A 22,104-nucleotide genomic window follows, 5' to 3' on the forward strand; every position below is an offset into this window, starting at 1 on the left:
GCCGCCATGCCAACCCCGCCGGTGGCGGCATGCACCAAGACCTTTTCGCCAGCCTTGACGCCGGCCAATACGGACAACCCGTACAACGCCGTCAGGAACACCGCCGGCGCGCCCGCGGCCTGCACCATCGACCAGTCCGACGGGATCGTGGTCACCAACCGGGCGTCCACCACCGCCTCAGAACCCACCACCCCCAACAGTCCCATCACGGCATCCCCGACGGCGAGCCGTTCTACCCCGGGACCGAGCTCGACGACCACCCCGGCGCCCTCGCCGCCCAACTCCCCACCGCCGGGATACATCCCTAACGCCACCAACACATCTCGGAAGTTCACCCCCACCGCGGCAACCGCCACCCGGACCTGCCCGGCCGCCAGCTCCACTGGTAGGCACGACCGCGCCACCAGACCCTCTAACGTGCCCCCGCTGCCGGCGGTGATCTGCCATGCCCCGGCCGGCAATTCCAGCACCGGTTCCGCACCCGCGCCAACCGGCGTCAGCCGCGCGCCGTAGGCCACACCGGAGCGCACCACCAATTGCGGTTCACCACAGCCGATTACCGTTCCAACATCCACCGATCCGTCAGAGTCGACCAACACCACCCGACCCGGATGCTCGGCCTGCGCGGAACGCACCAACCCCCACACCGCCGCACCAGCCAAATCCGCGACATCCTCGCCGGCCAGACCCACCGCGCCGTGAGTCAGCACGACCAGCACGCCCGACCCATCGCCGGCCAACCACGACTGCAACACCCCCAACGCCTCATGCGCGACCGCATACACCGACCCCACCATTCCGTCGACGGCAGGGCTTGGCTCCCACACCACCATGCCGTCACCGGAAATATCGTTGGGCGCCATCGACACCGGCGACCACCCCACCGCGAACAACCCGCCACTAACGCGGGGAGCTGCCCCGGCCAATTGCGCCGTTGAGACCGGACGAACCGCCAACTCCCGCACCGACAAAATCGGCAGGCCCGCACCATCTGCCAGGTCCACCGACACCGCTCCCACACCCACCGGCGCTATCCGGACCCGCGCCCGCGATGCCCCCGTGGCATGCAAACACACACCCTGCCAGGAAAACGGCAACATCGTCTCGGCCTGCGCGCCAGCCGCCCCCATCGCGTGCAGCGCCGCGTCTAGCAACACCGGATGAACCCCGAAGCCGCCAACTTTCAGTCCTGCGACCTCTGGCAGGGCGACCTCGGCGAATACCTCGTCTCCGTTCCGCCACATCGCCCGCAGTCCCTGAAACGCCGGGCCGTATTCATAGCCTCGCGCGGCCAGCCGCTCGTAGGCGTCAGTCGCATCCACCGCTATCGCCCCTACCGGCGGCCACACCGACAAATCCGTGGCCGGCGCAGACGGTCCCGTGCTCAGCACGCCCTCGGCATGCAGTATCCATTTCGAATCAGACTGATCACCAAGGGAATACACCGACACGGTCCGACGGCCGGAATCATCTGCGGTACCCACCACCACCTGCACCTGAACCCCGTCGGCCACCGGCAACAGCAACGGCGACGACAGCGTCAGCTCCTCCACCACAGAGCAATCGACCTGATCGCCAGCCCGCAATGCCAACTCGACAAAGCCCGCGCCGGGGAACAGCACGATCCCGGCTACCGCGTGATCGGTCAACCACGGCTGAGCAACCATCGACAATCGGCCGGTCAACACGACCCCACCCAAATCGGGACGTTCCACCACCGCGCCCAGCAAGCCATGCTCGGCCCCGCTCAGCCCCAAGCCACCGAGATCGCCATCGCTAATTCCTAACGGCGGCAACCAAAACCGCCGCCGCTGGAAAGCATATGTTGGTAACGGGACCTGATTGCCACCCTCGAACGCCGCGCGCCAATCAAGGGCCACGCCCGCGACGTGGGCCTGACCCGCAGACAGCCAAAACCTGTCCAGCCCACCGTCATCGCGGCCCAGCGAGGGAATAACGACGGCCCCATCGGCCAAAGTGTCTTCGATGCCGGCGATCAACACCGGATGCGGACTGGATTCGACGAACACGCGATACCCCGCGTCGCACGCGCTGCGCACAGCCCGTTCGAATTGCACAGTGCGCCGGATGCTTTGGTACCAGTAGTCGGCATTCAAACCGGCCGTGTCCATGAACTCACCGCTGACCGTTGAAAAAAAGGCCACTGAGGACGAACGGGGCTCGATGCCCGCCAGCGCCTCGACCAGAGGCTCACGAATCGCGTCGACCTGCGCCGAGTGCGAGGCATAGTCGACATCAATCCTGCGGGCACGCACGCCATCGGCCTCGCAACGCCGCACCAACTCCTCTAACACACTCACCTCGCCAGAGACGACCACCGACGACACACCATTGACCGCAGCAATATTGAGCCGATCGCCGAACTGGGCCACCAACTCCCCTGCCTGTGACACCCCACACGCCAGCGACACCATGCCCCCGGCGCCCGACAACCGCACCAGCAGCCGGCTTCGCAGCGCGACCACCCGGGCCGCGTCCTCCAGCGACAACCCGCCGGCCACATACGCGGCCGCGATCTCGCCCTGCGAATGGCCGATCACCGCGTCCGGGACCACGCCCAGTGAACGCCACAATTCGGCCAGCGACACCATCACCGCCCACAAGACCGGCTGGACCACATCCACCCGATCGAGTCCCCGGGCACCCGACACGCCGCGGATGACGTCGATCAAGGACCATTCCACGTGCTCGCCGAGCGCCTTATCGCATTGATGCATATGGCCGGCGAACACCTTCGAGGTATCGAGTAACTCGGCTCCCATGCCGACCCATTGCGAGCCTTGGCCGGGAAACACCAAGACCGTCTTGCCCACCGCTTGAGCCTGCCCCACCACCGCGTTCGCACCCGGCTCGCCGACGGTCAACCCTGCCAACTCGGCCATCAGCTGCTCGCGGTCGGCGCCGACGACCACCGCCCGATGGTCAAACACGGACCGCGTCGACACCAGTGACCACCCCACATCGGCCACACCGAGATCCCGGTTGGCACGCACGTGCGTCAACAACCGCTCCGCCTGACCAGCCAACGCCTCAGCCGAACGGGCGGACAGCACCCACGGAACCACCCTCATATCGTTATTGCCCGAAGCCCCAACACTTTCCAACGACGGAGCTTGCTCGAGGATCACATGCGCGTTGGTCCCACTAATGCCGAACGACGACACCCCCGCCCGACGCGGCCGATCCCCCGCGGGCCACGCCCGAGGCTCGGTCAGCAACGACACCGCACCCGCCGACCAATCCACGTGCGGCGTGGGCACATCCACATGCAACGTCTTGGGCATCACCCCATGGCGCATCGCCTGCACCATCTTGATCACGCCGGCCACCCCCGCCGCCGCCGACGCATGGCCCATGTTCGATTTAATCGACCCCAACCACAACGGCTGATCCGCCGCCCGATCCTGTCCGTACGTCGCCAAAATCGCTTGGGCCTCGATGGGATCCCCCAACGTGGTGCCCGTCCCGTGGCCCTCCACCAGATCCACATCGGCCGGGGTCAGCCGCGCACTGGCCAGTGCCGCCCGAATCACCCGCTGCTGCGCCGGCCCGTTGGGAGTCGCCAGCCCGTTGGAGGCACCGTCCTGATTGACCGCCGAGCCTCGCACCACCGCCAACACCGGATGCCCCAACCGCTGCGCATCAGCCAACCGCTCGACCACCAACACCCCGACGCCCTCGGAAAAGCCAGTTCCGTCGGCGACACCGGCGTACGCCTTGCACCGCCCGTCGGGGGAAAGTGCCCGCTGCCTGCTGAACTCCACGAACATCGCCGGGGTCGCCATCACCGTCACCCCGCCGACAAGCGCCAAATCGCACTCCCTCGACCTCAACGAATGCGCCGCCAAATGCAACGCCACCAACGACGACGAACACGCCGTATCCACCGACACCGCCGGACCCTCCAGACCCAACGAATATGCGACCCGCCCCGACGCGACGCTCAGCGTCGAGCCGCGGATCCCGTACCTCTCTAGGTCGCCGGGCACCCGACCCTGGCCCCCGTAGGAACCGTGGAACACCCCGGCGAAGACGCCGGTCGAAGAGCCCCGCAGCGCCAACGGGTCGATCCCGGCCCGCTCCAGCGCCTCCCACGACACTTCCAGCAGCAGGCGCTGCTGCGGATCCATCGCCAACGCCTCGCTGGGTGCGATCCCAAAGAACGCGGCATCGAAATCCGCGACATCCGCCAAGAACCCGCCGCAGCGGGAGTACGACTTCCCTATCGCATCAGGATCGGGATCAAACAGGCCACCCAAATCCCAGCCACGGTCGGCTGGGAAATCCGACACCACGTCGCGGCCCTCGGCCACCATCTCCCACAAGGCCTGCGGCGAATCCACACCACCCGGATACCGGCACGCCATCCCTACCACTGCCACCGGCTCGGTAGCTAAGCCGAGATACTCGCGATTCTGTCGCTTCAGCCGTTCGTTTTCCTTGAGAGACTCGCGGAGGGCCTTGACCAGATCGTCTTGCGTGCTACTCATGCGACCCGGCCTTTCGTGCTGCTCAAGCCAGCAGACGAAACTGTGCTCTCCATTCGGCACAACCGCATGAATGAAAGATATCGCCGCTTGCCGGCGTCATTCGCCCCACTGGCCACGGATCGCACCTTTCAAGGACCCCCGGCCAAACATTCCTCGATCCATCGCCAGCACCCCCATGCGGCGACGATTACGAGACGAGAGAGAGTCCACAGGCGCGGATCAGCATCAGTGCCAGCGGAGCAAGACGAGCTCGGAACAGAATCCGGGACCCATCGCCAGCATCAGCCCCGGGCTTCCGCTGGGCGGCTCTTTGGCGATTGTGTCACGCAGCACATGCAGCACCGACGCCGACGAGAGGTTGCCGATCTCGCCAAGCGAGCGCCAGGTCAGCTCCAGCGCCTCGGCCGGCAGGTCGAGGGCCGCATTGATCGCTTCGATGACCTTGGGACCGCCGGGATGGCTGACCCAAGCGCCGATGTCGGTGATGCTCAGGCCGTGCGCGCCCAGAAAAGAGGTCACGTCGTCGGCGATGTACTGCTCGACCACGGCGGCCACGTCCTTCGACAACACCAGCTCGAACCCGTTGGCCCCGACGTCATAACCCATCGTGCGCAACGAGTCGGGGTAGAGATGGCTGCGCGAATCGATGATGTCCGGGCCGCCGGCGCCGACCTGTTCGGCGCGCCGCTCGCCGACGGCCACCACCGCGGCCGCTCCGTCAGCAAACAACGCGCTGCCGACCAGACCCGCTAGCGAAGGCTTGTATCCCGGGTAGGTGAGCGAGCAAAGCTCGACCGACACCAGCGCGGCGATGCTGTCCGGCGCGCCGCGCAGGTAGTCGTTCAGCCGGGCCACCCCGGCGGCTCCGGCCACGCAGCCCAGGCCGAACAGCGGCACCCGCCGCACGTCGTCGCGCAGCCCGAGCCGCCCGGCGATCCGGGCGTCCAGGGACGGCACCGCCAGACCGGTGACCGTCGTCGTGATCAGCGTGTCGAGGTCTTGTGGTCGCAGGCCCGCCTCGTCGAGCGCGCCTACCAGCGCCTCACAGCCAAGATCCACGGCTTTTTCGATGAAGATCCGGTTTGATTCGCCGAAGTCACGCAAGCCCGGATACCTGTCCTTCGGCAGAACCAGGTGGCGGCTATTGACCTTGGCGCTGGTATGCAGCTGCTGAATTATGTCTTCGTAGCCCTCAAAATCCGCATGCCTGAGGAACATCTCCGTGATTTCGCGCTGAGAATAACGATACGGCGGCAACGCACCGAACACGCCCGCGATGACGCTCATTGGTCCCACCCTTTTGGAGACGAAGATCTCGGCCGTGGAGTTCAACCGGATCATTCAGATCTTTGAAGTTTAATCCGCCCACAACTGCCTGGCAAAGTCCGGGGCTCAGCTATGCGTAGGCTGCCGGAGCAACCTGGCCCGCAGCTGCTTCGAGCTTGTCTGGACGGCTTCCAGTTGATCGGCGACCCGACGAGGCGCCGTGCCGCCCCGAGCGTCACGCGACGAGACCGAGCCTTCGATTGTCAGCACATCGCGGACCGCCGGCGTCAGCTCGGTGCTGATGGCGGCCAGCTCGTCATCGGTGAGCTCTTCCAGCCCGACTCCGCGCTGTTCAGCGGCACGCACCGCGGCACCGGCGGCCTCGTGGGCGGAGCGAAACGGGACGCCTTGACGCACCAGCCACTCGGCGACATCGGTGGCCAGCGAGTAGCCCGCCGCGGCCAGCTCCGCCATCCGCTCGACGTTGAATGTCAGGCTGGCCACCAGCCCCGCCACCGCAGGCAGCAGCAACTCCAGCTGGGCCACCGAATCGAACACCGGCTCCTTGTCCTCCTGCAGGTCGCGGTTGTAGGCCAGCGGCTGGGCCTTCAACGTCGCCAACAGCCCCGCCAGGTTTCCGATCAACCGGCCGGACTTTCCGCGGGCCAGTTCGGCGATGTCCGGATTCTTCTTCTGCGGCATGATCGAGCTGCCGGTGGACCAGGAATCGTGCAGGGTGACGTAGCCGAACTCCGTCGAGCTCCAGATGATGATGTCCTCGGCCAGCCCCGACAGGTCGACGGCAATCATGGCGAAGATGAACGCGGCCTCGGCCGCGAAGTCACGCGACGCGGTCGCGTCTATGGAATTGTCGGCGGCGGCCGCAAAACCCAGGTCTTTGGCGATCGCGTCCGGATCCAGGCCCAGCGACGATCCGGCCAGCGCTCCGGAGCCGTAGGGGGACACCGCCGCGCGCTTGTCGAAGTCGACGATCCGGTCCACATCACGCAGCAGCGGGTGGGCGTGTGCCAGCAGGTGGTGTGCCAGCAGGATCGGCTGGGCGGACTGCAGATGGGTCTTACCGGGCATGATGGCCGTCGGGTGCGCGGCGGCCTGGGCGGCCAGCGCGCCGACCACATCGAGCACACCGGCGGTGACCCGTCGCACCGCGTCGCGCAGCCACATCCGGAACAGGGTGGCCACCTGGTCGTTGCGCGACCGCCCGGCCCTTAACCGGCCGCCCAGATCAGGCCCGACCCGGTCAATCAGCCCTCGCTCCAGCGCGGCGTGCACGTCCTCGTCGGTGACCAGCGGGCCGAAGCTGCCATCGGCAACGTCCTCGGCGAGGCTGTCCAACCCGGCCAGCAGCCCGTCGCGCTGCTCTTCGGTGAGCAGTCCGGCCCGGAAGAGCACGATGGTGTGCGCCCGCGACGCGGTGATGTCGTACGGTGCCAGCACCCAGTCGAAGTGGGTGGACCGGCTCAGCGCGGCGAGTGCGTCAGACGGGCCGTCGGCGAACCGCCCGCCCCACAGCGACCCCTGGTTGGTGCTCATCGCGCTGTCACCTCACCGCGAGGGTGAATCTGGCGACGCTTCGGCAGCATGTCGCGTCGCTCGATTCACACTCGCGCCAATCACACGTCACCGCAGGTCCCGGCGGGCCGCGATCTTGGACGACAGCCCGTGCACATAGACGAAGCCCTTCGCCGCCGACTGGTCGAAACTGTCGCCCTCGTCGTAGGTGGCCAAATTGAAGTCGTAGAGCGACTCGGCGCTCCGCCGGCCGTTGACCGCGATGTGGCCGCCGTGCAACACCATTCGCACCTCGCCGGAAACGTGTTCCTGAGTCTTGGCGACAAAACTTTCCAGTGCGGCCTTCAGCGGCGAGTACCACAGCCCGTCGTACACCAGCTCGGCCCAGCGCTGGTCGGTCTGACGCTTGAACCGGCCCAGCTCGCGCTCGAGGGTGACGTGTTCGAGTTCGGCGTGAGCGGTGATGAGCACCATCGCCCCCGGCGCCTCGTAGATCTCGCGGCTCTTGATCCCCACCAGCCGGTCCTCGACCACGTCCAGGCGCCCGACCCCTTGCGCGCCGGCGCGCGTGTTGAGTTCCTCGATGGCCTGCAGCATCGACACCGGCTTGCCATCGATGGAAACCGGCGCCCCTCGCTCGAACCCGATGATCACCTCGTCGGGCGTGCTCCAGTTGAGGGTGGGGTCTTCGGTGTAGGCGTAGATGTCCTTGGTGGGGGCGTTCCACAGGTGTTCCAGGAAGCCGGTCTCCACCGCACGGCCCCACACATTCTGGTCGATCGAGAACGGCGAGCGTTTGGTGACGTTGATCGGGATGGCGTTCTCCTCGGCGAAAGCGATGGCCTTCTCCCGCGTCCAGGCGTAGTCGCGGACCGGCGCCAGCACGTGCAGATCCGGGGCCAGCGACGCGAAGCCGACCTCGAAGCGGACCTGGTCGTTGCCCTTGCCGGTGCAGCCGTGCGCGACGATGCTGCCGCCGTGCTCGCGGGCGGCCGCGACCAGGTGCTTGGCGATCAGCGGTCGGCTGATCGCCGACAGCAGCGGGTAGCGGTCCATGTACAGAGCGTTGTTCAGCACAGTCGGCAGGCAGTAGCCCTCGGCGAACTCGTCGCGCGCGTCGACGACGACGGCCTCCACGGCGCCGCAGTCCAGCGCGCGCTGGCGTACCACCTCCATGTCCTCGCCGCCCTGGCCGAGGTCAATCGCCACCGCCACGACCTCGCGGCCGGTCTCCTTGCCGATCCAGCTGATCGCCACGGAGGTGTCCAGACCACCGGAATACGCCAGGATGACGCGCTCGGACATAGATCTCCTTAGGTTATTTGAGGCTTTCCAGCGTGCCGGCCAACTCGGCGCCGGTCATCGGCTCGCGGGCGGCCACGAAGACGGTGTCATCGCCAGCGATGGTGCCGACCACGTACGGGAGCGCCGCGCGATCGAGTGCGCTGGCCAAATAGTGAGCCGCGCCGGGCGGGGTGCGCAGCACCGCCAAGTTGGCGCTGGCGTCGACGGACACCAGCAGCTCGCTCAGCAGCCGGGATAGCCGCGCGGTGCCACCGGATACCCCGCGCACCGGGCTGCCGTCCTCGGGAACGATGTACACCCCGACGCCGCCGTCGGCGCCGCGCAGCTTCACCGCACCCAGCTCCTCGAGGTCCCGCGACAACGTGGCCTGGGTGACGTCGATGCCCTCGTCGGCCAGCAGCGCCGCCAGTTCGCTCTGACTGCTCACCGCCGCCGACGACAGGATCGCCACGATGCGGGCCTGCCGCCCGGCCCGGGTGGTCTCGGGTGTGGTCTTCGAACCGCTACGGGTCATGAGCGCCGCTCCTCCGCATCGCGTCGCTCTGCATCGTCGCCGACGCGGGTCATCGTGACCGCTCCAGCAGCCACACCAGCAGCGCCTTCTGGGCGTGCAGCCGATTCTCGGCCTCATCCCACACGGCGCTGGCCGGCCCGTCCATGACGTCGTCGGTGATCTCGTCGCCGCGGTGGGCCGGAAGGCAATGCAGCACAATGGCTTCCGGGTCGGCCTGCGCCAGAAGTCGCGCGTTGACCTGAAAAGGCCGAAACGGCTTCACCCGGTCCAGCCCGTCGTTCTCCTGCCCCATCGACGTCCAGGTGTCGGTCACCAGGACGTCGGCGCCGTCGGCGGCCGCGTCGGCATCGGCGGTCAGGGTGACCGAGCCGCCGGTGGCCTCGGCGCGCTCCCTGGCAGCGGCCACCAGCGCCGGGTCGGGGGCGAAACCGTCGGGAGCGGCCACCGTGACGTGGATGCCCGCGATGACGCCGCCGAGCATCAGTGAATGGGCCATGTTGTTGGCTCCATCGCCGAAGTAGGACAGCTTCAAGCCGCGCAGCGATCCCCTGCGTTCGGCGATGGTCTGCAGGTCGGCGAGCACCTGACAGGGGTGGAATTCATCGGAGAGCGCATTCACCACCGGCACCGTCGCGGCCGCGGCCATAACGTCTAGCCGGTCCTGGCCGAAGGTCCGCCAGACGATGGCGTCGACGTAGCGGGACAACACTTTTGCGGTGTCGTGCAGGGTCTCGTCCCGGCCGAGCTGGGTGCTGCGGCCGTCGACGACGACGGCATGCCCGCCGAGCTGGGTGATCCCCATCTCGAATGAGAACCGGGTGCGGGTGGAGTTCTTGTCGAAGATGACCGCGACGCCGCGCGGCCCGTCGAGGGGACGACGGCTGAATGGGTCCTTCTTCAGTTCGGCGGCCAGTTCGAGCACCTCGGCCTGTTCTTCGGGCGACAGATCGTCGTCGCGCAGGAAGTGTCTAGTCATGTGCGCCGCTCCTCTCGGCGCTGTCGAGGATCCGCGGCAGGGCGGTGATGAAGCCGTCGATCTGTGCTTCGGTGATGATAAGCGGCGGCGCCAACCGGATGACGTCGGGGGCGGCGGCGTTGACCAGGAATCCGGCGTCTCGCGCGGCCGCCTCGGCGTCCTTGGCCCGCGGCGCGGCCAGCACCATCCCGCAGAGCAATCCGCGGCCGCGGACGTGGTCGATCAGCGGGTGGCCGAGCCTTTCGATGCCGTGGCGCAGCGACTTGCCCAGCAAGTCGGCGTGCCGGACCAGGTCCTCGGCCGCGATTGTCCGCAGCACCGCCAGCGCCGCCGCGGTGCAGATCGGGTTGCCGCCGAAGGTGCTGCCGTGCAGGCCGGGCGTCAGCAGCTCGGCGGCCGGCCCGACGGCCAGGCACGCGCCGATGGGCAGCCCCCCGCCGAGACCCTTGGCCAGTGTCACGACGTCCGGGGTGATGCCGTGGTGCTGGTGGGCGAAAAACGCGCCGGTGCGGCCCATTCCGGTCTGCACCTCGTCGAGCACCAGCAGGGCGCCGCGCCGCGCCGTGATATCCCGAGCGTCAGCCAGGTAACCCTCGGGTGGGACGACGACGCCGCCCTCCCCCATGATCGGTTCGAGGAACACCGCGGCGGTGTCGTCTTCGACGGCCGCGGCCAGCGCATCGGTGTCCCCGTACGGCACATGCGTGACGTAGCCCGGCAGCGGCTCGAACGGTGCCTGCTTGCTCGGCTGACCCGTCAGCGCCAGCGAGCCCATCGTCCTGCCGTGAAAAGCTCCCTGTGCGGCAACCAGTTTGGTGCGACCGGTGAGCCGGGACAGCTTGAACGCCGCCTCGTTGGCCTCGGTGCCGGAGTTGCAGAAGAACACCCGCGCCTGGGCCCCTGGTTCTTCGGACGCATCCAGCAGGGCGACCAGTTCTTCGGCCAGCGCGACGCCGGGTTCGGTGGCATACAGGTTGGACGTGTGGCCCAGCGTCGTCATCTGATGCGTGACGGCCTCGATGACCGCTGGGTGGCGATGGCCGAGGACGTTGACCGCGATGCCGCCGAGCAGGTCCAGGTAGGTCTTGCCGTCGACGTCGGTGACCACGGCGCCGTCACCGCTGGCCAGCGCCACCGGAGGGGTGCCGTAGTTGTTCATCATCACGGCTTCCCACCGGTGTCGCATCGTGTCCGTGGTTGTCATGCGCTCACCACCTTGGTGCCGGTGCCCTCATCGGTGAAAAGCTCCACCAGCACACAGTGTTCGACACGTCCATCGATGACGTGCGCGCTGGGCACGCCCCCGGTGACGGCCCGCAGACACGCCTCCACCTTGGGTATCATGCCCGCCTCCAGCTTCGGTAGCAGTTGCGTCAGCGTGGCGGTGTCGATTTCGCTGACCAACGAATCCCGGTCCGGCCAGCTGGTGTACAGGCCTTCGACATCGGTGAGCATCAACAGCTTTTCGGCTCCCAGCGCTTCGGCCAGCGCCGCCGCGGCGGTGTCGGCGTTGATGTTGTGCACCACACCCTCAGCGTCCGGCGCCAGCGTCGACACCACCGGAATCCGGCCTGCCGCAATGAGATCCAGCACCGCCGCGGTGTTGACGAGCTCGACGTCACCGACCAGGCCGATGTCGGTGGCCACACCGTCGACGGTGACGCTGCGCCGCACCGCGGTGAACAGTTGCGCATCCTCTCCGGTGATGCCGACGGCGTAGGGTCCGTGCGCGTTGATCAGGTTGACAAGTTCGCGGCCCACCTGTCCGAACAACACCATCCGCGCCACGTCGAGCACTTCCGGTGTGGTGACCCGGAAGCCGCCCTTGAAATCTCCCTCGATGCCGAGCCGCCGCAGCATCGCGGTGATCTGTGGTCCGCCGCCGTGCACGACGACGGGATGGATTCCGCAGTTGCGCATAAACGCCATGTCGGCCGCGAAGGCCTGCCGAAGCCCGTCCTCGGTCATGGCGTTGCCGCCGTATTTGATCACGACGATCTTGCCGTGCAACTGCTTGAGCCAGGGCAGGGCCTCGGCCAGCACCTGGGCCTTGACCTGAGTGGGCAATGCTTCGATCTTGATGGTCATGAGCTGTAGGCCGAATTCTCTTCGACGTAGCCGTGCGACAGGTCGGTGGTACGGATCGCGGCCCGGCCGTCGCCGATGCGCAGGTCGACGGTGATGTCGATGTCGGCCCCCGAAAGGTCCACCTCACGCGCACCTGGAGCTCCAGCTCCATCGATGCACACCGCAAATCCATTGAAAGACACCCAGATTCGATCGGGATCGAGGGCTACCGGCGCCATGCCTACGGCCGCGAGCACCCGGCCCCAGTTGGGGTCGGACCCGAACGCCGCCGTCTTGACCAGGCTGTCGCGGGCCACCGCCCGTGCGGCGGTCAGCGCATCGTCGTCGGAGGCGGCGCTGGTGACGGTCACGGTGAGGCGCTTGGTGACGCCCTCGGCGTCGGCCTGCAGCTGAGCGCAAAGGTCATCGCAGACCCGCAGCACGGCTTCGTCCAGATCGGCCTGGGACGGGGCGATCTCGCTGGCTCCCGACGCCAGCAGCAGCACCGTGTCGTTGGTGGAGCAGCTGCCGTCGATGTCGAGCCGGTCGAAGGTGCGGGCGGTGGCGTGGCGCAGCGCCCGGTCCAGCGCCGCCGGCTCGACCGCGGCGTCGGTGGTGAGTACGCAGAGCATGGTGGCCAGCGACGGTGCCAGCATGCCCGCGCCTTTGGCCATCCCGCCGACCGTCCAGTTGTTGGGGTGATGCAGCGCAACCTGTTTGGGCACGGTGTCGGTGGTCATGATGGCTTGCGCGGCATCTTCGCCGCCGGTCAGCCCGCCCGCCATCTCGTGCACGATCTCGTGCACTCCGGCGAGCACCTTGCCCATCGGCAACCGGTCACCGATCAACCCGGTGGAACAGACCGCGACCTCGATGGCCCCGGTCTCGGTTCCCCAGTCTGATAGTGCGGCCGCGACCGCCTCCGCCGTGGCATGGGTGTCCTGGAAGCCGCCGGGTCCCGTGCAGGCGTTGGCGCCGCCGGAGTTGAGGATCACCGCGCGCAGCTGTCCGGTGCTCAACACCTGCTGCGTCCACAGCACCGGCGCGGCTTTGACCTTGTTGCGGGTGAACACTCCAGCGGCCGCGTAGTCGGGCCCTTCGTTGAAGACCAGCGCGAGGTCGCGGGCCCCCGATTTCTTGATCCCGGCGGCGATGCCGGCGGCACGGAAACCGGCCGGCGCGGTGACGCCCTGCTCGCGAATCAACCGTGCTGCGGCTGTATGGGTCACGGCGCGACTCCGACCACCGAAAGGCCTTCTGTCTCCGGCCAACCCAGCGCCAGGTTCATCGACTGGACCGCCGCACCGCCGGTGCCCTTGACCAGGTTGTCGATCGCGGCGATCGCCACGAACGTCTCGGCCGCTTCGTCCACCGCGACGGCGATGTGCGCCGCGTTGCTGCCGATCACCGCTCCGGTGCGGGGCAGCTGCCCCTCGGGCATCAGGTATATGAAAGGTTCCGTGTCATAAGCCTTTTCGTAGGCCGCCCGCAGCTGCGACAGCGGCGATCGGGTGCGGGCGGTGCAGGTGGCCAGGATGCCGCGGGACGTCGGGATGAGCACCGGGGTGAACGACACCGTGACGTCGCGGTCGGTGACGGCTTCCAGTCCCTGGGCGATCTCGGGGGTGTGCCGGTGTGCGCCGGCAATGTTGTAGGCCCGCGCCGATCCGATGACCTCCGAGCCGAGCAAGTCGGTTTTGGCCGCGCGACCCGCCCCGGAGGTGCCGCTGACGGCGACGACCGTGACGGCGGGCTCGATGAGGTCGTCGGCCACCGCGGGCGACAACGCGAGCAATGCCGCGGTCGGGTAGCAGCCCGGGACCGCGATGCGGCGTGCACCGCGCAGCGGCGCTCGTCCGCCGGGAAGCTCCGGCAGCCCGTACGGCCAGCTGCCGGCGTGCGGGGACCCGTAGAACCGCTCCCATGCGGCGGCATCGGTGAGCCGGAAGTCCGCGCCGCAGTCGATGATCAGCGTCTCGGGGCCGAGCTGTTCGGCCAGCGCGGCCGAATGCCCGTGCGGCAAGGCCAGGAATACGACGTCGTGGCCTGCGAGCACGGCAAGCTCGGTGGGTTCGACCACGCGCTGGGCCAGCGGAATCAGATGCGGATGGTGCTCACCAAGCGCGCTGCCGGCGCTAGCGGCCGCGGTCACGGCGCCGACCGTGAGCCGACCGTCGGCGTAGGCCGGATGCCCGAGCAGGAGCCGTAGGATCTCCCCGCCCGCATAACCGGTGGCACCGGCAACCGCGACCTTTAACACGTCGCCCATCTCGACGATTCTGCATGGTTATGCAGTGGTTTGCAAATCCATTCTTCAGTTGGGTGTGGTGCCGCAGGTGCCCAGGAGGCCGTGTCGGTCGAGGCTCCGCTTCGGAAGAGCCGAGCACCTACACGGGTCTCCTGGGCACCACCCCCCTAGGCGGCGATACCGATCCCCAGGCTCGCATTCAGGGCGGCCTGGAGTGAGAGCTCAAGGTCGGACAAGGCGCCTTCCAACGATGTCACGAGTGCGCCACCGGTCTGGGCAAGCCCGTCGGCGGCACCTTCGAGGCCCAGTGTCAACGCCTCACCGGTCTGGAGCAGGCCCGGGAACGCAACACCGACGCTCGCCGCCAGTGCACCGCCGATCTGGTTAGCCACCGCATCCGTGGCATTTACCCAAATGTTCGCTAAGGCGTCCCCGGTTTGCGCCAGATCCGTCAATGCGCCACCCAGGCCGCCCGCCAAACCGACACCGGCGTTGATCAGGCCAACCAGGCCCCCACTGAGGCCGGCTGCCAGGGCTGTACCCGTCTGTGCCAGGCCGTTCAGCGCCGCACCGAGGCTAGCCGACAGTGCCAAATCGATCGACAGCATCAGGTTGGCACTGGACAGTGCGGCCGCCAAGCTAGCGGCCAGGCTCTCGCCGGTTTGGATCAGACCGGACAGGCCTGCACCAAAGGTGCTGGCCAGGCCGCCGGCCAGGGTCGCGCCAGTCTGGATCAGACCACCCAGCCCGCCGCTCAAGCCGGCGGCCAGGGTTTCGCCCGCCTGCAGGAGGCCGCTCAGGCCGCCACTGAAGCTGGCCTGCAGCGCGGCGCCGAGTTGGACGGCCAGGTTGGCGAAACCGCCGAGGTTGCCCAGGCCCGCCACCAGGTTGGCGGCCAGGCTCTCACCGGTTTGCACAAGGCCGCCGAGCCCGGCACCGAAGGTGTTGAACAACCCGGCAGCCAGATTCTCCCCGGTGGTGATCAAGCCACCCAGGCCACCGCTAAGGGCTGCCGCCAGGTTGCCCAGCCCGGCCAGGTTGCCACCCAGCGCCAATGAGATGTCGGTACCCAACTGGACCGCCAGGCTGCCGAAGGCACCCAGATTGCCCAGCGTCGCAGCCAAGCTGCCGGCCAGGTTCTCACCGGTCTGCACCAGGCCGTTCAGCGTGGCGCCGAAGCCGGCCGCCAGGCTGCCAGCCAGGCTCTCCCCGGTCTGAATCAGACCACCCAGGCCACCGCTCAGCGCCGCGGCCAGATTGCCCAGCCCGGCCAAGTTGCCGCCCAACGCCAACGAGATGTCCGTACCCAGCTGCACCGCCAGGCTGCCGAACGCACCCAGGTCGCCCAGGCCCGCCACCAAGCCAGCCGCAAGGCTCTCACCGGTCTGCACCAAACCGGTCAACCCAGCACCCAAGGTATTAGCCAAGCCGGCAGCCACATTCTCACCGGCGGTGATCAAACCACCGAGGCCACCACTCAGGGCCGCCGCCAGATTGCCCAGCCCAGCCAGGTTGCCACCCAACGCCAACGAAATGTCCAGACCCAGCTGCGCCGCCAGGCTGCCAAAGCCACCCAGATTGCCGAGTACCGCCGCCAGGCCGACCGCTACGCTCTCACCTGTCTGCACCAACCCGCTCAGCGCGGTACCGAGGGCGTTGGCCAGGTTGACGGCCAGGGTTCCACCGGTGTTGATCAGACCACCCAGCCCACCACCGAGGACCGCCGCCAAGGCCTCGCCGGTTTGAACCAAACCGTTCAGGCCGCCGCCGAAGGTGGCGGAGATGTCCGCGCCGATTTGCAGGGCGAGGTTGCCGAAGCCGCCCAGATTGCCCAGGCCCGCAGCCAGGTTGGCGGCCAGACTCTCACCGGTTTGCACAAGGCCGCCGAGCCCGGCGCCGAGCGTGTTGGCCAACCCAGCGGCCACATTCTCACCGGTGGTGATCAGACCACCCAACCCACCGCTCAGCGCCGCGGCCAAGTTGCCCAACCCGGCCAGGTTGCCACCCAACGCCAACGAAATGTCCAGACCCAACTGCGCTGCGAGGCTGCCGAAGCCACCCAGGTTGCCCAGGGCCGCCGCCAAGTTGGCGGCCAGACTCTCACCGGTCTGCACCAAACCGTTCAGCGTGGCACCAAAGCCGGCCGCCAGGCTGCCGGCCAGGGTCTCCCCGGTCTGGATCAGACCACCCAGGCCACCGCTCAGCGCCACGGCCAGGTTGCCCAGCCCGGCCACGTTGCCACCCAACGCCAACGAAATGTCCGCACCGATCTGCGCCGCCAGGCTGCCAAAGGCACCCAAGTTGCCCAGGCTCGCGGCAACGTTGGCGACAAACGTCTCACCGGTCTGCACCAGACCGTTCAGCCCGGCACCGAAGGTGTTGGCCAGGCCGGTGGCCACCACCTCGCCGGTGTTGACCAGACCTGAGAGGCCACCGCTAAAAGCAGCCGCTAGGCCTTCACCAGTCCGCAGCAAATCCGTCAACCCGCCGTTCAATGCGAGTCCCAGTTGGACCGCCAGGCTGCCGAAGCCACCCAGGTTGCCCAGGCTCGCGACCAAACTCGCGGCCAGGTTCTCGCCCGTCTGCACCAGGCCGTTCAGCGCGGTGCCAAAGCCGGCCGCCAGGTTGCCCGCCAGGGACGCGCCGGTCTGGATCAACCCACCCAGCCCGCCGCTTAGCGCCGCGGCCAAGTTCCCCAGCCCGGCCAGGTTGCCACCCAGCGCCAACGAAATGTCCAGACCCAACTGCGCCGCCAGGCTGCCGAAGGCACCCAAATTACCCAGGCCCGCAGCCAAACTCGCGGCCAGGCTCTCACCGGTCTGCACCAAACCGTTCAACCCTGCACCGAGCGTGTTGGCCAACCCCGCCGCCACATGCTCACCCTCGGTGATCAAACCACCCAGGCCACCACTCAGGACAGCCGCCAAGGTCCCCAGCCCGGCCAGGTTGCCACCCAGCGCCAACGAGATGTCCGTACCCAACTGGACCGCCAGGCTCCCAAAGCCACCCAAGTTGCCCAGGCCCGCCGCCAAGTTGGCCGCCACGGCCTCACCGGTCTGCACCAAACCGTTCAACGCGGTACCAACGCCGGCCGCCAGGTGGCCCACCAACGTTCCGCCGGTCTGCACCAGACCGGATAGTCCACCGCTAAGGGCCGCCGCCAGGTTACCGAGCCCGGCCAGGTTGCCACCCAACGCCAACGAGATGTCCGCACCGAGCTGAAGAAACAGGGAACCGTTCAAAAGTGTCGACAGAGCACCACCGGCTTGGCCAACCAGCTGGGCGCCAACACTCGACAAGAGGGCACCACTATTCTCCAGGGCCGTCCCGACGGTGACGATGGCGTTACCGGTCTGGACGAGACCGGCACCAACACCCGACAGGAGGGCGCCGCCGGTCTGCAGGGCGAGGCCGCCGAGCCCAGCACCCAAGAGCGTGCCCAGCGAACCGCCGATGCTGGCCGAGAGCCCACCGCTCAAACCCCCGGACAGGGCGGCGCCGAGCCCGGAAAGCCCGGCGCCCAGGTCTGCGGTCAGAGAGCCACCCCCGGAGAGCAGCGCAGCGCCGTTGGCAATCTCGGCGTCGAGATACGCGGCCGCACCGCTGGTCATCGCGTTGACGAACGCGTTGTGGAACGTCGCCACTTCGGCGTTGAGGGCTTGATATTCCTGACCGAAGGCGCCGAACAGCTTCGCGATAGCGGCCGACACCTCATCCTGGGCGGCAGGCACCAAGCTAGTCGTCGGGGCGACTATCGCCTCAGTGACCTCGTCCAGCGACGAGCGAATACCTGCCAGATCTTGGGCTGCCACCTCGACCAAATCCGGAACCGCGATTACAAAAGACATGTTCATCTCCCCACGACAAATGAACGACGTATGCGACTATGCCCCCGAATCCCCGAGACAAACTGAGCGTAATAGCGCGCCGCACAAGCGATTCCGAAAATAGCCGTTTTCAGAAATGTTCGGCGCGTCTGCGTACCCTCCACGCGACGGTAGGGCGCCGAGATGTGCCACCGTCGCCTGTTCGCGCGGCGAGCCGGCGCGAGGAACCTCAGTGACTGAAAACAATGATTTTCAGTTTGCGAAGCAGATTCGTTGCAGCAAGAACGTTTTCGCCAGCGCCACACTGGCGGTTTGGTGAGCCACCCCGCGGCGGCCAGTCAACGAATGCGCCATCCAGCATCCGAAATACTTGCCTAACAATGCTTTTCGTGGACCGCCTGGAAGAGCGACCGCCCGGGCTAGAAGGTCAGCACCGGTATCGATATCAGTGGCGGCGGCGACGTCGGTGCGTCGATTGCTATGCGAGCTGTTCGGGTTCGTAGTTCACCAGGAAGGAGAGCGGTGACCGCCCCACCGAGGTTCCCGGGATCGGCAAAATCCGGTGGCTGTTCGTGGAAGACTAGCCTCCGAATGTCGACGCAAGCAGTTCCGGCGCGTAGTTCAGCAGGGCGGGAACAAGGCCGCCGACGGGCGGGCCGTCGATTGTGACTGTCTGTATCACTGGATTGCCAGGCAGGGTCACCGTCGTCGTAAAGGGTTGGAGGGGAACGAGAAGCCCGCCAAGGGGAATATCGGCCGTCAATGACAGTCCCCCCAGCGGCACCGTCAGCGCTAACATCTGTTCGCCGTTGAGGAAGGCGTTGGCGATGTTGGCGGGCGCGTCGACGGCCGTGGCGAGCGCACCCAGCGGGTCGCCGGTCTGCATAGCGTTGAAAAATGCTGTGCCACTTGCCGTAGCGGCGATGCTTGCGTTGTACGGCGCCCCCAAAGCATCAAAGGCCAGAAGCTGCGGCAGCCCAAATCCGAGCGCCACTGTTGCGTTCGGCGGGCTGATAGACGTTATTGATAGCGAAAACGGGACGGCTAGCTCCCCGACGAAGTTTGCGTAGCTCTGCGCGATGTTTGCGGGTATGGCCAGGATCGGCTGCACGTTTCCATTCGCGAGCGAGCCGAGGATCAGCTGCGGGTAGCCGGCCGGGCTGGTAAGAGCCTGGAGCAGGGCCGGCGTCGTGACGTAATCCCAGGTAGTGCTGATGCCTTGCAGGTTGCCGAGCGTGTTCGTGGCGAGACTGCGGTAAGGCGCAAGGATGTTGCCGCTAAAGGCGGCGCTGGTCAAGCCGGACGTGGCGGCAGCGCGGATGGCGCTGGACGCGCCGCTGACCGCGGATGTAGCGGCCGAGCCCGCGCTCTCGCCGGCAGCCACCGCGGCGCCGGTTCCAATTGACGACTGTCCCAGCAGTGCTTGGACGGGCGCGTTCACCGCATTGGCGACAGCCTGCTCCGCGTTGGCAACTTCGGTGCTGAGATAGGCAGCGGCGCCCGCGTTCAACAAATTGACGAACTGATCATGAAACGCCGACGCTTGGGCACTAAGGACCTGATATTCCTGACCGAAGGCGCCGAATAGCGACGCGACTCCCGCCGAGACTTCATCGGCGGCCGCAGCAACCACCCCCGTCGTGGGAGCCGCGGCGGCCGCACTTGATTCGGCCAGCATTGAACGGATACCTGCCAAATTTTGGGCCGCCGTCGTCACCATCTCCGGCGCTGCGATCACGAACGACATGTCCGTCCCCTTGGCTCAGTTAGGCGACCGCCCGATGATCGCCGACGCAGGAATAAGCGTAATGAGATGTGATCCGCGCGGGGAGGAATTCAGCGTTTTCGGATATTAATCGGCCCAAAACAGGACGCACTTCAAACCGAACCGATGCAAAGGATTGCCGTTGCCCTGGTGGATCAACTCTGCGGATACCGAAAGTCGAATTAATGGGCAATTCGACGACTCATAGTCTCGACGTTTGGGACACCGGCGCCCCTCGACGCCATGTCCCTTACTGGCTGCTATGGGGTTATTGCCAACGCAAGTTGCTGGGGCGCGTAGACCAGCAGACCGGTAGCGAGGCCGCTGAGGGGGGTGCCTCCGACACCGACAGTAATCGTTCCAATCGGGGGGGAAGTTAGGGTGATCGATGCGGTGTACCCGGTTTGAGGAACAAGAATTCCATTCAAAGGAAGATTGATAGTAGTGGGGTTGCCGCTGATGTCGAAATTTATGGGCAGCGTCGATTGGCCATTGAGGAAGGCGTCGGTGACGACGGCCGGGCTATCGATAAGTGTGCCAATCGCGCCGGGCAGGTTCCCAGTTTGCAACTGGCCAACGAATTGCGACGCGGTGGCGGACGTGGCGTTTAGCGCGTTGACCGGCGCCCCCAGCGTGTCAAGGACGAGCGCCACCGGCAGCCCGGCGTTGACGTCGACGGAGAGGGCGGCGGAGGGAGGAATAAGCCTGATCGTCAGTAACGCCGGTGCGCCGAGAGATGTGTCCGTGACCGTGTCGAGCACGTTGGTGAAGTTCTGCGAGATCTGCGCCGGGATCGAACCGGGCGGCAGCAGGTTGGTGAAGTTCTGGGCGATCATTCCCGGGACGGTGAGGATGGGTAACAGGTCTCCCAGAGTGCCCGCGGGGGTGACGGTGGCGACAATCCCAGGCGGCACAGTGATAGACCCGGTAGTGGTGACATCGGCACCGGTGACGAACAGGTTGAGGACACCCTGTGCGACGTCACTCACCGCGCCGCCGATATTGCCCGTCTGCAGGGCCTGGAAGGCGGACTGGAAGGCCGCCGGCAAAGCCTGCAGTCCGGTGCCGAAGGACTGAGCCGCGTTCTGCAGCGACATGCCGATCAGCTGGGCGTAGGCGATCTGGTTGTTGATGAACTGCTGTATGTAGGGCGCCGGGTCGAAGGCCAAGAGCGCCTGGATGGCCGCCTGGATGTTCGCCGGCAAATTCGCCAACACGGCAGGGAGGTTCTGGATTACATATTCGACGCCCGCGGCGAGCGTCTGCGCGTAGCCGATCTGGTTAGTTATGAACTGATGCAGGAAAGGCAACGGGTTCGCGAGCCAGGCGTCGCCGAAGACTTGCAAATTGGTGGCGGTATTTGCGAAAAGCGTTTGATACGGGCCGGCAATATCTGCAAGGACGGTGGTGCTCGCGCCGGTCTGCAACAGCCCGGGTGCCAGGGCACTCCCAAGCCCCGTCAGACCGGTGATGTCCCGGGACAGGGTTTGCAAGCCGGTCCCAATCTGGCCCGACAGGAGCGAGACGGCGTTGCCGTTCTGAAGCGCGGTCACCACGCCCCCGAGGCTTTGGCCTATAGGCGTGCCGCCGCCCAGACCGCCGAGGATCGGGAGGGCGGCCGGCTGCGCGGCGGCCCCGCCACCCGACATCCCGAGCAGTCCCTGGACGGGCCCATTGACGGCATTCAGCAAATTCTGTTCGGCGTTGGCGATCTCCGTGCTGAGATAGGCGCCCGCGCCGGCGTTCAACAAGTCGACGAACTCCGTGTGGAACGCCTGCGCTTGGGCGCTCAGGAGTTGATATCGCTGGCCGAAGTCGCCGAACAGTGTCGCGATCGCGGCCGATACCTCATCCGCGGCCGCTGGAACCACCGCGGTCGTCGGGAATGCAACGGTTGAAGAGGCCTCGGCGAGCATCGACCGGATGCCTGCCAAATCATGCGCTGCTGCCTGCACCTGCTCGGGGGCCGCGACCACAAACGACATATGGAACTCCCACCGACCTGGTACGACGATTGCCCGATGGTCATCGCGGCAATGTGAGCGTAATCACATTCCATCCATCCGCGTGGGTGAACCGGAGGAAAAGACCA

At 66.8% G+C, this 22,104-nt stretch carries 13 protein-coding genes; all 13 read right to left on the reverse strand.

What is annotated here, in order from left to right:
• The coding region (locus ACLP4W_RS14385; RefSeq protein ID WP_442386943.1) for an acyltransferase domain-containing protein at positions 1–4,511 on the reverse strand (4,511 nt) is incomplete at its 3' end.
• A 225-nt stretch (positions 4,512–4,736) separates the two neighbouring features.
• Complete coding sequence (locus tag ACLP4W_RS14390) at positions 4,737–5,798, reverse strand: type III polyketide synthase (RefSeq protein WP_442386945.1); 1,062 nt, start codon at positions 5,796–5,798, stop codon at positions 4,737–4,739.
• Positions 5,799–5,903: 105 nt separating this feature from the next.
• Positions 5,904–7,331, reverse strand: a complete 1,428-nt coding sequence (argH, locus tag ACLP4W_RS14395; protein WP_442386947.1) for an argininosuccinate lyase — start codon at positions 7,329–7,331, stop codon at positions 5,904–5,906.
• Between the two features lie 87 nt (positions 7,332–7,418).
• Positions 7,419–8,615 carry an argininosuccinate synthase gene (locus tag ACLP4W_RS14400; protein WP_442386948.1) on the reverse strand — a complete coding sequence of 399 codons (1,197 nt, stop codon included), beginning with the start codon at positions 8,613–8,615 and terminating at the stop codon, positions 7,419–7,421.
• 13 nt (positions 8,616–8,628) lie between these two features.
• A complete protein-coding gene (locus tag ACLP4W_RS14405; protein ID WP_442386950.1) occupies positions 8,629–9,129 on the reverse strand; it encodes an arginine repressor in 501 nt (166 codons plus the stop codon).
• A gap of 49 nt (positions 9,130–9,178) precedes the next feature.
• Positions 9,179–10,105, reverse strand: coding sequence for an ornithine carbamoyltransferase (gene argF, locus ACLP4W_RS14410; protein ID WP_442386952.1), 927 nt, complete (start codon positions 10,103–10,105; stop codon positions 9,179–9,181).
• Complete coding sequence (locus ACLP4W_RS14415; protein ID WP_442386954.1) at positions 10,098–11,309, reverse strand: acetylornithine transaminase; 1,212 nt, start codon at positions 11,307–11,309, stop codon at positions 10,098–10,100. Before ACLP4W_RS14415 ends, argF begins: the two co-directional genes overlap by 8 nt.
• Complete coding sequence (gene argB, locus ACLP4W_RS14420; RefSeq protein WP_442386956.1) at positions 11,306–12,193, reverse strand: acetylglutamate kinase; 888 nt, start codon at positions 12,191–12,193, stop codon at positions 11,306–11,308. The genes ACLP4W_RS14415 and argB overlap by 4 nt, the downstream gene beginning before the upstream one ends.
• Positions 12,190–13,401, reverse strand: a complete 1,212-nt coding sequence (gene argJ / locus ACLP4W_RS14425; RefSeq protein WP_442386958.1) for a bifunctional glutamate N-acetyltransferase/amino-acid acetyltransferase ArgJ — start codon at positions 13,399–13,401, stop codon at positions 12,190–12,192. Before argJ ends, argB begins: the two co-directional genes overlap by 4 nt.
• On the reverse strand, positions 13,398–14,441 hold the full coding sequence (gene argC / locus ACLP4W_RS14430; RefSeq protein ID WP_442386960.1) for an N-acetyl-gamma-glutamyl-phosphate reductase: 1,044 nt from the start codon (positions 14,439–14,441) through the stop codon (positions 13,398–13,400). Before argC ends, argJ begins: the two co-directional genes overlap by 4 nt.
• Before the next feature lie 146 nt (positions 14,442–14,587).
• Positions 14,588–18,268: a PE domain-containing protein gene (locus tag ACLP4W_RS14435; RefSeq protein ID WP_442386962.1), complete on the reverse strand. Its 3,681-nt coding sequence runs from the start codon at positions 18,266–18,268 to the stop codon at positions 14,588–14,590.
• A 559-nt stretch (positions 18,269–18,827) separates the two neighbouring features.
• Complete coding sequence (locus tag ACLP4W_RS14440) at positions 18,828–19,994, reverse strand: PE family protein (RefSeq protein ID WP_442386964.1); 1,167 nt, start codon at positions 19,992–19,994, stop codon at positions 18,828–18,830.
• A gap of 278 nt (positions 19,995–20,272) precedes the next feature.
• The gene (locus ACLP4W_RS14445) at positions 20,273–21,997 is read right to left on the reverse strand and encodes a PE family protein (RefSeq protein ID WP_442386967.1); all 1,725 of its coding nucleotides are present in this window, start codon (positions 21,995–21,997) and stop codon (positions 20,273–20,275) included.
• Between the last annotated feature and the right edge of the window lie 107 nt (positions 21,998–22,104).

The sequence above is a fragment of the Mycobacterium sp. genome, assembly GCF_052145595.1.
GTDB lineage: Bacteria > Actinomycetota > Actinomycetes > Mycobacteriales > Mycobacteriaceae > Mycobacterium.